This is a genomic window from Pseudoalteromonas sp. RB2-MNA-CIBAN-0110 (assembly GCF_040309305.1).
In the GTDB taxonomy this organism is placed as follows: Bacteria; Pseudomonadota; Gammaproteobacteria; order Enterobacterales; family Alteromonadaceae; genus Pseudoalteromonas; species Pseudoalteromonas arctica.
In genome coordinates, this window is the sequence record NZ_JBEOOQ010000013.1 from 85,932 (window position 1) to 95,780 (window position 9,849).

The following is a 9,849-nucleotide window of genomic DNA, read 5'->3' on the forward strand; positions in this document are numbered from 1 at the left end:
CCAACTAGGGCCTTGGTGTTAAGTGAGAAAAGTATGCAATCAATTCCGATGACAGTTCGTGGCGCAGATTTACTGCGTAAAGAGCTTAACGAATTAAAAACAGTTACCCGTCCTAAAATCGTAAGTGATATTGCGGTTGCACGTGAACATGGTGACTTAAAAGAAAACGCTGAATACCACGCTGCGCGTGAGCAACAGGGTTTTTGTGAAGGGCGTATTCAAGAAATTGAAGCTAAACTTTCAAATGTTCAAATTATCGACGTAACTAAAATGCCAAATACCGGTAGAGTTATTTTTGGCACTACGGTAACTATTGTAAATATAGAAACCGATGCTGAAGTAAAATACCGTATTGTGGGCGATGACGAAGCAAATATTAAAAACAACTTAATATCTGTTAACTCACCGATTGCACGTGGCTTAATTGGTAAACAAATGGACGACGCAGTGTCTATTCAAACACCAAAAGGTATTGTTGAGTTCGAAATCATTGAAGTTGAGTATCTTTAACGCATAACTCACTTTAACGTTTTTAAATAAAAACCGATGTAATTACATCGGTTTTTTTATGTCTGTAATTTAACCTTTAATGGTAGGCGCGTTTGTACAGTATTCATATTCTATAAATATGGTCTATGTTGGTATAGTAGGTACTTATATCAATTTATTAAAAACATGAGCATTTAGCGCATCAAATAACTCGCTGATTTAATGTAATTGGTATTAACGTATTCTCTAAAAAGGAAAATATATGCCTAATATACTTTACCCAGCGCCTTTAAAAGTAGGATCAAAAATAGCAATTTGTTCACTTTCATCAGGCCTTAAAGAAAAGTACCATGCACGGTTAGACATTGTTATTAATGGATTAAAACATCGAGGGTATGATGTTGTTGAGGGAGAGTTTTTACGCCAAAGCAAACCGCATGGACAGCTTAACGCTAAAGCACACGCTCAGCAGTTAATGGGTTTTTTATTAGATGATGAGATAGATGCAATTATGCCTCCATTTGGTGGCGAGCTTGCAATGGAAATACTGCCCCTACTTGATTTTAATGCAATTAAAGAAGCAAAGCCTAAATGGTTAGTTGGGTTCTCTGATGTAAGCACCATTGCATGCGCACTCACGGCAAAATGCCAATGGGCAACACTACACAGCGCTAATCTTATGCAGTTACATCCTGACGAAAAAAGTCCTTATTGCCTGCAAATATTTGAAACACTAAGTTATGAAGCAGGTAGCAAATTTGAGCAAGCCCCGTCATCGCATTATCAAAAAAATAGACCTGATTACGTACAAAACCCAAATGCATTGTTTGAACACACAGAAGTTACTCAGTGGCAGTGTTTAAATTACTTTGATTCACGCACTATTGAAATGTCGGGTCGCTTATTTGGTGGCTGTTTAGATACAGTCGGCTTATTACTCGACTCTCCATTTTTGGCACTACATGAATTTAAAAAACACAGTGCACCCGAAGGGCTTATTTTATACCTAGAAAACTCAGAGCTGACGCCAACAACCGTTGCACGGTTTTTACTTTCATTAAAATTAGCAGGTATATTTGACGATATAAACGGTATTATTATTGGTCGCAGCGTGATCACTCAAGGTCAAGATGCTTCTTTTGATTACCGCCACGCGCTTGATGTTGCACTAGGTGGGTGTTTATTTCCTGTGATTATTGATGCCGATATTGGTCATGCTCCACCTAACTTAAATTTAGTAAACGGCGCTACTTGTACAATCACCGCTGATATAAATGAAGGTAAAGTAGTCAAAGCCTCATTAAATACCGAGCTTTGTTAGAAGTTTATTCACTTACCTTTGATAAGTAATTAAGTTAAAGGGTATAATAAGCCCGCTTTTATAGCGCTTTAGTTATAAAAGTACATTCTCAGGGCGGGGCGAAATTCCCCACCGGCGGTATGTTTAATGTTATTTATAACTTAAACGAGCCCGCGAGCGCTTTATTTAACTTATTTTTTAACTAGGTTAAGTAAAGGTCAAGCAGATCTGGTGAGATGCCAGAGCCGACGGTTACAGTCCGGATGAAAGAGAATATGGCTTATTATACTAATACCAATTTTATTAAAGACATGACCGTTGTATCGCGTTAAGTGAGCTATTTTTTTAGCGCTATAATAGGTTACTAATTTAATGCCGTTGGTATAACAGTGTGCGCTGCTTTTTGCTGCGTGCTTTTTGTTATTTTATTTAAGCTATTTTGGTAGTGATCGTTTTAAATTTAAAGCGATATATTACTGATCCTTTCACAGTCCTGAATCTATTATTTTTTTATTTGGAATATAATGATGATTCAGTCTCTACTTACTCAATTCGGCGAAAGCCATATCCGCGTACAAAGCGCAATTGCTGCACTACAGCAAGGGCAAGGCGTACTTGTTGTTGATGATGAAAACCGTGAAAATGAAGGCGACTTTGTATTTTCAGCTGAGCATTTAACGACTTCTCAAATGGCCGAAATGATCCGCGAAGGCAGCGGTATTGTTTGCTTATGCATGGGGGAGGAGCGCATTAAACAGCTCGACTTACCGCAAATGGTAACCCACAACACCAGTCAAAATAACACCGCTTATACAGTCACTATTGAAGCTAAGCATGGCGTTACAACAGGCGTGTCTGCTGCTGATAGAGTAACTACTATAAAAGCAGCGACAGGCGATAACGCTAAACCAAGTGATTTATCGCGCCCTGGGCATGTATTTGGTTTAAAAGCACAAACGGGCGGAGTATTAGTTCGTCGTGGTCATACCGAAGCATCCGTTGATTTAATGCAACTTGCCGGCTTAAAACCATTTGGCGTAATTTGCGAACTAACAAATCCAGATGGTTCAATGGCGCGCTTACCTGAGGTGAGTGATTATGCTAATAAACATAATATGACTGTGGTTTCTATTGAAGATTTAGTGCAATACATTCAGGCTGCGCAGCTTCAAGTAAGTTAAACTGCTTTAAAGCAAAAAACCACTTATTTAAATAAGTGGTTTTTTAATATTGTTATCATTTAAGTTTATAACGTATTACTTATAAAACCTGAATAACTTGCTCTTTTGCTAAGCGAGATTTAGGTAATTTAGCATTATAATCCTCAGCGCTATCGTGATAGCCAAGTACTAATGCCACGTCGCATACGTAACCATCAAGTTCTTTTTCAAAAACTTCGCCAATCAGCTCGGCATCTACGCCTTCCATTGGAGTAGAGTCAATGCCTAAACGTGCAGCTGCATGCATAGTGTTACCTAAAGCAATGTAAGTTTGTGCTTTAGTCCACTCTTCATTATTGCCTTGCTCATCAGTATTCATATCAACAAACGCGTAAGCACCAAAAGCTTGTTCGCGATTTTCTGCTTTAGTACGACCATTTTTAATATCTGCATCAATGATTTGTGCGTAATCATCGCGGGTATATTTAGGGTTGTGAGCAAATAATATTATATGCGACGCTGTTTTAATGTGTGGCTGGTTAAACGCAAATTTATTAGCAAATGTACTATGCATACGCTCTTTTGCCTCATCTGATTCAATTACAATGAATTTCCAAGGCTGCGAGTTAATAGATGAAGGAGACAGGCGCATAGCTTCGTAAATAACGGCTAAATCGTCTTGAGATACACGTTTCGTTGCATCGTAACGTTTTGCTGTATAGCGCTTTTCTAAGTCATTAATAATAGGGTGAGTCATTAGTTTTTCCATTGAGTAGGTGTTTTACTAGTATTTACTATGTTGAGTCAGTTTTAGTAAAAACAAACCCTTTTAAAAATTTATTGTAAAAATAATATCGTGCTTTTAAATCACTCTACTTACTTAATACAATCGATATATCTACGTAACGTAAGGCTTATCAATATAGCTAGGTACGGATAGTAGAGGATTCTTACAATATGATAAACAGGTATATGGTTGAATCATTATCAAATATTATTAGGTAATAGTTTCTTTAATAAATATAAATACAGCCATAGCTACCGCAAAATATTAGCTGAAGACGCTAATTGCATTGGCGCCTTTAATCAATTCAGGTATAAATAAGGCGAGTAATATTTATAGAATTAAAAACCTTCCAACACTATTTTGCCAATAGAGCGACCGCCTTCAAGTTCTGCGTGTGCAATACGCAGGTTAGCCGCATTTATAACGCCTAAGTTTTTACCAATCGTGGTTTGAATGTGGCCCTGATCAATTAGCTCAGCAACATGATTTAATAACTTACTTTGCTCAATTAAATCTTTGGCATTAAACATTGAGCGGGCAAACATAAATTCCCAATGTAGAGATAAACTCTTCATTTTTAATTTGCTAACGTCTAATGACTCAGGATCGTCAATCATTGCAATTTTACCAAAGGGTGCAAGTACCTCTGTATACGCTTCAAAGTAAGTATCAGTACTATGCAGGCTTGCTACATGTGTTACCGAGCCAATATTTAATGCGTTAATTTGAGCCGGTAATGGTTTTGTATGGTCAACGACATAATCTGCGCCTAGTTTTTTAACCCATGCTTGCGAGCTTTCACGCGATGCAGTGGCAATCACCGTTGCGCCAGTAATCGCTTTAGCGAGTTGAATAAAAATAGAGCCAACGCCGCCTGCGGCACCTGTTACTAAAATAACGTCGTCAGATTTTGTTTTTGCATCAGCTGCTTGTTTTACAATGTTTAAATGCTCAAATAATAATTCGTACGCTGTTATTGCAGTAAGGGGTAATGCAGCAGCTTCAGCATCGTTTAAGCTCTGCGGTTTAAATCCTACAATGCGCTCATCTACTAATTGAAATTCTGCATTACTACCTGGGCGAGTAATGTCACCTGCGTAATAAACCGCATCACCGAGTTTAAATGCCGTTACAGCATCGCCGATTGCAACAACCTCACCAACTGCATCCCAACCAATAACTTTTACTTCACCATCAGCAGGGGGCATAGATGCACGCACTTTGTAATCTGCTGGGTTAACTGCAATAGCTTTAACTTTAATTAATAAATCGCGACCTGTTGCAACTGGCTGTGGTAATTCAACATCAATTAACGATTCAGGATTAGTAACAGGAAGAGATTTTTTATAACCAATAGCTTTCATAATAAATGTCCTAATTTGTTTACGTATAAGGTGCAAGCCATGCTTTGGCTAGCTAATAGATATATAGTAGACCTTGCTTTAATGTAGATAAACCGCATAATCGTTGAATCATTATCAAATATAAATAGATAATATGAACATAGAAGATTTAAAACTTATTTTAAAAGTCGCTGAGTTTAGAAGTATTACGCTCGCAGCTGCTAAGTTAGATATGCGTACAGCCACAGCAAGTGCTGCTATTAAACGTGTTGAGTTAGCGCTTGGTAGCGAGCTGTTTGTTCGTACCACACGTCATTTGAGGTTGTCGGCTGCTGGGGAGCGCTACATACCACAATGTGAACAGGCTTTGGCAGTGCTTGAGCTCGCAAAGCAAAACCTTAAAGGTGAACACGACGAAATAGAAGGCGAATTGCGTGTTGCACTTTCATCTGACTTAGGGCGTAACTTGGTGATCCCATGGATTGATGAACTCATGGACACTTATCCAAAGCTAAGTTTAAGAACCCATATAAGTGATAGCAATATCGACTTTTACCGTGACTCAGTTGATATAGCGCTTCGTTATGGCTCGCCTAATGATGCAAGCGTTTATGGTTTTAAAATTTGTAACGTACCGCGCTTGTTGTGTGCTAGCGAAGAATACCTGCTACAAAATGGAAGCCCTGTGCATCCCGATGATTTAGCGTCGCATCAAGGTTTGTTTTATCAGTTGCAGGATATTATAAATAATACGTGGGAATTCAGTGATGGTGAGTCAAAATATAAAGTTAAAATGGATGGCAGGCGCGCCTCAAACGATGGCGATTTAGTCAGGCGCTGGTGCGTTGCGGGTAAGGGCTTAGCTGTAAAGTCGGCACTTGATATAGCTGACGATTTACTTAATGACAGGGTAGTTACTGTTATGCCAAATTATCAACATGTTAATGGTGAACTTTGGCTTATTTGCCCAAGTAGGCAGTCAATAACCCCAGCGGTGCGTTTACTACGTGATGCATGCAGAGCAAAATCCCAAGCTATTTTGCAACAGTTGGTAAATAAAGGAATTATTAATAAAAGCGTACTGAGCTAATTAAGGAAGAGTTATGCAAGTTGATGATATTAGAATTTTTATTCCCTGTAAAAATTATGGACAATCTCAGCGCTTTTATAAAGCGCTTGGATTTAAGATTGAAGATGCCTCAAATGATTTATGTGTGTGTACCTTTGGCGAATGTACGTTCTTTTTACAGCGTTATTATAATAAAACGTTTGCTGAAAACTTAATGCTGCAACTTTGTGTGTTAAATATAGATGAAGCATACGAACTCATTAGTAATTTAAACGGTTTTGATATCCGCTTTGAGGGTATAAAACAAGAACCTTGGGGTAGCGTTATTTACTTATGGGGACCATCGGGTGAGCTTTGGCACGTAACTGAATTAAATTAAAAATAAAAAGGAATAAATGTGAGATTTAATAAATATATAATCATTTTTATGGCGACCTTACTTGCTTCTTGTAGTTCGTTTGTGAGCAACAATACAGGTAAAAATACGCAATCTAGTAGCTTAATGGATTTCTTATATCCTGATCAACAAAGTCGCTCTACCTATAAACCTGAAATACCTGTTTTAAAACTCCCTGTTACTGTTGGAATTGCATTTGTACCGTCTAAAAACTGGCAGCCAGACGGGTTAGAGACCCAAAACCAAGTTGAGTTACTCGAAAAAGTAAAAAAGTCATTTCTACAATATGATTACATTGACCGCATTGAAGTTATACCAAGTACCTATTTAAAAGGAGGTGAAGGCTTTGCAACACTCGAGCAAGTCGGGAGACTTTACGATGTAGATGTAATGGCACTGGTTTCATATGATCAAGTTACGCAATCGTATGAAAATAATGCAGCCTTACTTTATTGGACAATAGTGGGTATGTACGTTATTCCAGGTAATGAAAATACAATTCAAACCTTTGTGGATACAGCTGTTTTTGATATTAAAAGTAGAAAAATGCTATTTAGAGCACCTGGTATAAGTAAGCTTGAAAAAAGAACAACAGCAATAGGTATTGATGAAACGTTATCTGAAAAGTCGGCTGAAGGTTTTAATCTAGCGGTTAGTGATATGAGTACTAATTTAGATGCAGAACTAGCAAGGTTTAAAACACGTGTTAAAGAAGAAAAAATTGCAAAAGTTGAAAATAAAGATGGCTCTAGCAGCGGTGGTTCTTTAAGTATTTATTTACTCGTTTTGTTGTCGTTATTAGTTATGCGTAGCAAAAAAATTTAAAGTTGATAAAAAACCAAGTATTTTTAATAGTGCCACCGGCTTAGAGCTGGTGGCATTATTTTTTATTAGCTAACTTAGCTTTTTATTAAAAAACTCAACGGTACGTTGCCATGCAAGCTCGGCATTGTCTTTATCATATCGACCTGTAGAGTCGTTATGAAATCCATGATTTGCCCCTTTATACATATGCATAGTGTATTCAACGTTATTGGCTTTTAAGTCTTGTTCGTACTGTGGCCAAGACGCGTTTACACGTTTATCTAGCTCGCCCAATTGAATCATTAATGGTGCTTTAATATTTTTACGTAAACTTTCGCTGGCTGGAGTACCGTAAAAAGGCACTCCGGCGCTAATTAAGTTGCTATCTACTGCCGCTAAATAATTAACAATGTAGCCGCCAAAACAAAAACCGACAGCGCCTAGCTTACCGTTACTGTTAGCATGCGATTTTAAAAAGTGTGCTGCGGCTACAAAATCGTTTTGAATTTTAGCGCGATCCATGGTTTTTTGCATAGCGCGTCCTTCATCATCATTACCAGGGTAGCCACCCAGTGGAAAGAGCGCGTCGGGTGCAAACGCAATAAAACCGACCTTAGCTAAGCGCCTTGCTACGTCTTTTACGTAAGGATTTAAACCACGGTTTTCGTGTACCACAAGTACAACAGGGAGCTTACCTTCTATGTTTTTAGGGGTTGCTAAGTAACCTTTGCCTTTACCGTGCCCGTCTGGCGAATCGAATTCTTCGTATGTTGCTTTAATATCATCGTCATTAAACGATACTTGTTCAGCAAGTGCATAGTTAGGTAATAATGCTGATGTAAGTACAGCCATCGAAAAGCCAAGAGCAGCAAGGCCACCGAGTTTTTTCATAAAAGTACGTCGGTCCATTAAACCGTGGGCGTATTCGTCATACCAATCAAAGGCTTCTTGAGGAATGTGATCAGAAGGAGATGTATTCATGGCTGTTCCTTAACTTTATTATGTCTATTTATTATTTAAATACCATAACGTATTAGGGATAAAAAACGAGCAATATTTCTCTCAATTATTAGGACTGTTGCCAAAGTTACCCATCAAGCAAGGCAAGGAGCACATTCCTTTGTTGTGCGGATATTAAAGAAACCATTTCAAGGTGATTTAAATCTTTTACCTCATAAATGCTCACTTTTGGGTTACTAAGAGTAAGCAACCCATTATATGGACTCACTTTGTCTGCATTACTTGAAAAGATGTAAGTTTGCCTTGCATGAGGGGTCTTATTTAGATTACTTAATATGTCGAGTTTATTAAGAGGTACTTTACTTTTTTCAATTACCTTAGCCGCGACTTCGTTTATATAATCATCACCTAACAGTTTGCTATAAACAAGGTATGATAACTTAGCAATTGTTCTTAGTGCGGCTTCAAAATTAATCATTGGAGCAAAAAGTATATGCTTATTAATATTGAGTTTGGTTGTGAGGTCGATGCTTGCAACTGCACCCATTGAGTAACTAAGCAATGAAATGTCGGTGTATTGGTGTTCATTTATATATTTTACTAATAAATCAAGGGAGTTTAAGCCATACTTAAATTCATCGTATTGATTACTTGCAGGCATCACTATTACATTCTTTCCAGTGATATGGCTAAGCCATCGGGCTTGCATGGTATAAACCAAACTATTTACGCCATATCCCGGAAAAATAATTAAAAGCCCATCGTTTGACTTACTCGGTAAGTTATCAGCATTGAGTTGATATTCAAAAGTATCGTCTTCAGTGCTTCCTTTACTAATTAAAGTTAATGTTAACGTATTGCCACTTAGTAGATAATTATCAATATCCTTAGGTGAAATAACCCTAAAATCAAGACAATCTATTTCGCTGCTACAGTAATGGGTTTGTGCTCCAGATAAAGCGATAGAGCTCTCAAATTCTTTAGGGAGAACTTTCTCAGGAGGCTTAGTTATTTGATAAGCGATATTGTTGTGATTCAATGAAACCGGACACAAATTTAGGTGGTATTATTACCACTCAAACAGAGGTGTTCTATGACAAAACAACGTCGCTCTTTTTCTCAAGAGTTTAAACTTGATTCAGCAAAATTAGTCCTTGATGAAGGATACTCACTCCCAGAAGCTGCTCGCTCACTAGAAGTCGGTGAAACAGCTCTTCGTCGCTGGGTTAAGCAATTACAAGATGAGCGTGGTGGCACAACACCAAACTCTAAAGCGCTTACTCCTGAGCAGCTGAGAATTCAGGAGCTTGAAGCTAAAGTTAATCGGCTTGAAAGAGAAAAAACAATTTTAAAAAAGGCTACCGCTCTCTTAATGTCAGACGAGATGAACAATATTCGTTGATAGACCAATTAAGTGAGCATGAGTCTGTGGAAATGGTCTGTAGCGTATTTAATGTTCCGCATTCAAGTTATTATGATTTTAAGCAGCGTGTGACATCAATTAAACTTGAAGAGGTGCAACTTAGGTCAACGATTAATG

Annotated in this window: 10 protein-coding genes, 1 pseudogene and 1 riboswitch; of the genes and pseudogenes, 7 read left to right on the top strand and 4 right to left on the bottom strand. The window is 37.9% G+C overall.

All coding sequences use genetic code 11. The annotated features are described in order from the left end of the window. Nucleotides 1-33 precede the first annotated feature (33 nt). The 3 genes from greA (at nt 34) to ribB (ending at nt 2,970) form a co-directional block, all read left to right on the top strand. Entirely contained in the window at nt 34-510 is a 477-nt protein-coding gene (gene greA / locus AAEY68_RS08720) for a transcription elongation factor GreA (RefSeq protein ID WP_010553419.1), read from the top strand. A 241-nt stretch (nt 511-751) separates the two neighbouring features. Continuing rightward, nucleotides 752-1,810, top strand: coding sequence for a S66 family peptidase (locus AAEY68_RS08725; RefSeq protein ID WP_024592673.1), 1,059 nt, complete (start codon nt 752-754; stop codon nt 1,808-1,810). A gap of 80 nt (nt 1,811-1,890) precedes the next feature. Next, a riboswitch (FMN riboswitch) is annotated at nt 1,891-2,068 on the top strand. Between the two features lie 248 nt (nt 2,069-2,316). Then, nucleotides 2,317-2,970 carry a 3,4-dihydroxy-2-butanone-4-phosphate synthase gene (gene ribB / locus AAEY68_RS08730; protein WP_024592672.1) on the top strand — a complete coding sequence of 218 codons (654 nt, stop codon included), beginning with the start codon at nt 2,317-2,319 and terminating at the stop codon, nt 2,968-2,970. Nucleotides 2,971-3,049: 79 nt separating this feature from the next. Here the strand turns inward: ribB and AAEY68_RS08735 are convergent, their stop codons facing one another. Together AAEY68_RS08735 and AAEY68_RS08740 are read right to left on the bottom strand one after the other, a co-directional pair. After that, entirely contained in the window at nt 3,050-3,706 is a 657-nt protein-coding gene (locus AAEY68_RS08735; protein WP_024592671.1) for a nitroreductase family protein, read from the bottom strand. Nucleotides 3,707-4,074: 368 nt separating this feature from the next. Continuing rightward, nucleotides 4,075-5,100 (bottom strand): zinc-binding alcohol dehydrogenase family protein, encoded by a 1,026-nt coding sequence (locus tag AAEY68_RS08740; RefSeq protein WP_350585829.1) that lies wholly within the window; start codon nt 5,098-5,100, stop codon nt 4,075-4,077. A 133-nt stretch (nt 5,101-5,233) separates the two neighbouring features. Here AAEY68_RS08740 and AAEY68_RS08745 point away from each other — a divergent pair, with 133 nt between their 5' ends. From AAEY68_RS08745 to rhlP, 3 genes are read left to right on the top strand one after another with little or no spacing between them, the layout of a single operon-like run. Then, nucleotides 5,234-6,169: a LysR family transcriptional regulator gene (locus AAEY68_RS08745; protein ID WP_024592669.1), complete on the top strand. Its 936-nt coding sequence runs from the start codon at nt 5,234-5,236 to the stop codon at nt 6,167-6,169. Between the two features lie 13 nt (nt 6,170-6,182). After that, on the top strand, nt 6,183-6,527 hold the full coding sequence (locus AAEY68_RS08750) for a VOC family protein (protein WP_024592668.1): 345 nt from the start codon (nt 6,183-6,185) through the stop codon (nt 6,525-6,527). Between the two features lie 48 nt (nt 6,528-6,575). Beyond that, on the top strand, nt 6,576-7,370 hold the full coding sequence (gene rhlP, locus AAEY68_RS08755) for a rhombotarget lipoprotein (protein ID WP_050582150.1): 795 nt from the start codon (nt 6,576-6,578) through the stop codon (nt 7,368-7,370). Between the two features lie 69 nt (nt 7,371-7,439). Here rhlP and AAEY68_RS08760 read toward each other — a convergent pair whose 3' ends face one another. Continuing rightward, the gene (locus tag AAEY68_RS08760; protein ID WP_024607552.1) at nt 7,440-8,330 is read right to left on the bottom strand and encodes a dienelactone hydrolase family protein; all 891 of its coding nucleotides are present in this window, start codon (nt 8,328-8,330) and stop codon (nt 7,440-7,442) included. A 106-nt stretch (nt 8,331-8,436) separates the two neighbouring features. Then, nucleotides 8,437-9,348, bottom strand: a complete 912-nt coding sequence (locus AAEY68_RS08765) for an alpha/beta hydrolase (RefSeq protein WP_350585831.1) — start codon at nt 9,346-9,348, stop codon at nt 8,437-8,439. Between the two features lie 54 nt (nt 9,349-9,402). Between AAEY68_RS08765 and AAEY68_RS08770 the strand changes: the two are divergent. Further along, nucleotides 9,403-9,849 (top strand): annotated as a pseudogene (locus AAEY68_RS08770) (transposase); the annotation flags it as partial.